This is a genomic window from Schlesneria paludicola DSM 18645, assembly GCF_000255655.1.
In the GTDB taxonomy this organism is placed as follows: Bacteria; Planctomycetota; Planctomycetia; order Planctomycetales; family Planctomycetaceae; genus Schlesneria; species Schlesneria paludicola.
On record NZ_JH636435.1, the window covers coordinates 1,065,315 to 1,067,934 of the forward strand.

General features: G+C 58.3%; 1 protein-coding gene. It reads right to left on the minus strand.

What is annotated here, in order from left to right:
- Positions 1–2,620: beta strand repeat-containing protein (locus OSO_RS51360; RefSeq protein ID WP_010585259.1), on the minus strand; the 2,620-nt coding region annotated here is incomplete at both ends.

Genomic DNA, 2,620 nt, shown 5'->3' on the forward strand with positions numbered 1-2,620 from the left:
GTCAACGTCGCACCATCCGCCGGCAATGTGCTCCCGTTTGTCGTCGTCTTGTTCGTCGTCCCCGCGTGATTGATCAGTGTCAACAGTTGATTCACACCGGGAGCAGACGCATCCAACGTATTCAAAACCGACAGAGTCGAACCACTCAGATTCAGATTCCCACCCACCGTGAGCTGACTGTAATCCGTACCGGGTGTCGTCCAACCGCTGTTCACCGTGAACTGAATCGTACCGCTCGACGTCAGGTCACCGGTGATCGTCATCAAGCCCGGCTTCATCGTCCCCTGATTCGTCACATCACCAGAAACCGTGCCAGAACCGCTCAGCGTGCCGCTCGCACCAACGATCACGTTACCACTCACGGAACCGTCCAGCTGAAGTGTCCCGGCCGTCACTGTGGTTATGCCGCTGTAGCTATTGACGCCCGAAAGCGTCAACGTCCCGGCCCCTGCTTTGGAGAAAGCACCGGTTCCGCTGATCACGGCGGCGATCGTGGTATTCGTCGCATCGCCAACAGTTAGAGACGTCCCTTGAATTTGGATGAGCGTACTTGCGATTGCCGACAGGGAATCGATGGTCACGGCGGCTCCAGTCGTGACCGTAAGCGTATGAGTCCCTGTCAGACTGACCGCTTCGTGATACGTTCCTGCATTCACGATCACTTGGCTATCCGACGTCGATCCCGCAAGCGCCGCATTCACCGACGTGAAGGCCGTCACGCCAAGAATCGCTGGCTGATTCAGCGGCGTCCCCAAATCGCCATCCGCGATCACCGTTCCCGGAGTCAAGCTGGCCCACGCTGCACTCGATACGTAAACAACGCTCGGTGTGGTCGCTTCAATGAGCACCACATCGTTCCCGTCGCCGCCGTTGTAAAACAACTTGAAGGAGTGCGTACCGACCGTCACAGTGGCACCGTCTGCAGGCAGAGTACTCCCATTTGTCGTGGTCTTGTTTGTCGTGCCCGCGTGATTGATCAACGTCAGAATCTGATTCACGCCCGGCGCCGACGCATCCAGCGCATTCAACACCGTCAATGTCGAGCCACTCAGGTTGAGATTGCCACCTACAGTAAGCTGCGTGTAGTCGGTACCGGGTGTCGTCCAGCCACTGTTGACCGTGAACTCAATCGTTCCGCTGGATGTCAGATTGCCGGAAATCGTCATCTGGCCCGGTGTCAACGTCCCCAGATTCGTCACATTCCCCGAGACCGTTCCTGAACCGCGGAGCGTCCCACTCGCGCCGATACTCGCATTTCCACTGAGCGAACCATCGAGTTGGAGTGTGCCCGCATTGATTGACGTGAAGCCGGTGTAAGTATTGGTACCCGACAGCGTCAATGTCCCGCTGCCTGCTTTGGTCAAAGCACCCGTACCGCTGATCACGGCGGCAATCGTGGTATTCGTCGCGTCTCCAATCGTCAGCGTGGTCCCTTGTATTTGAATGACCGCGCCCGCAACCGCCGACAGCGAGTCGATCGTCACACCAGCGCCTGCCGTCATCGTGAGGGTCTGCGTTCCCGTCAAGCTGATCGATTCGTGGTACGTTCCGGCATTCACAATGACCTGGCTGTTCGCGGTTGACGACGCAAACGCAGTCGCAATGGTGTTGAACGCATTCACACCATAAATGGCAGGTTGATTGAGAGGTGTTCCCAAATCGGCGTCGGGAATCACCGTCCCGGGTGTCAGACCGGCCCACGCCGTACCGGACACGTAAACCACATTCGGTGTCGATGCCTCGACAAGCACGACATCGTTCCCATCACCCCCATTGTAGAACAGCTTGAACGAGTGCGTTCCCAACGTCACCGTGGAACCATCCGCAGGTAGCGTACTGCCGTCTGTCGTTGTCTTGTTCGTCGTACCGGCGTGACTGATCAACTTCAGAAGTTGATTGGCCGAAGGAGCAGAGACATCCAGGGTATTCGAGAAGGACAGCGTCGAACCGCTCAGATTCAAATTGCCGCCGACCGTAATCTGCGTGTAATCCGTCCCGGGCGTCGTCCAGCCGCTGTTGACCGTGAACTGAATCGTGCCGCTGGAGACCAGGTCCCCTGTGATCGTCATTGGCCCGGGCGCGAACGTGCCCAAATTCGTCACGTTTCCGGAGACCGTACCTGAGCCGCTGAGCGTCCCGCTCGCACCGACGCTCACGTTTCCACCGACGGATCCATTCAGTTGCAAAGTTCCGGCATTGATTGTCAAGAGACCGCTGTAGGGGCTGCCACCAGAGAGGGTCAGCGTTCCCGATCCGACTTTGACGAGACTTCCGCTTCCGCTGATGACGCTGGCCACCGTCGTGCTGGTGGCATCGCCAACCGTCAGAGACGTGCCCTGGATTTGGACGAATGTCCCCGTGATCGCCGACAGCGAATCGAGAGTCACCGCGGCCCCAGATGTGATCGTCAGCGTATGCGTACCCGTCAGACTGATCGCTTCGTGATACGTGCCCGCATTCACAATGATCTGCCCGCTGGACGTCGACGCGGCTAACGCCTCCGTGACCGAGCCAAACGCATTCACGCCGTAAATCGCAGGCTGATTCAGAGGTGTCCCCAAATCGCCGTCCGCAATCACGGTCCCCAGCGTCAACCCCGTCCACGCGCTGTTCGAGACAT